Consider the following 248-nt stretch of genomic DNA (forward strand, 5'->3'; position numbering starts at 1 on the left):
TTGTGTAAACGCCACCGGCCGCCGAGGTACAGCAGCAGGCGCGTGGCGTCGATGCCGAGGCGGCGCAGGGTGGCGTCGGGCTGCTCGTCGGGCGCACGCATCAGGGGTTGCAGGTGCTGCGCCACGCGCGCGGCGTCGAACGGCTTGACGATGTAGCCGGCGGCGCCCAGCGACAGCGCCTGCTCCATCGTCGCGCCGTCGGCCGCGGCCGAGACGAGGACGAACGGCAGGCCGGCGAAGCGGGCGTC

Annotated in this window: 1 pseudogene; it reads right to left on the reverse strand. The window is 74.2% G+C overall.

Annotated elements, in window-relative coordinates:
- A pseudogene (locus ACEN88_RS35945) lies at positions 1-248 on the reverse strand (response regulator); the annotation flags it as partial.

The organism is Massilia sp. CT11-108, assembly GCF_047302915.1.
In the GTDB taxonomy this organism is placed as follows: Bacteria; Pseudomonadota; Gammaproteobacteria; order Burkholderiales; family Burkholderiaceae_D; genus Telluria; species Telluria orientalis.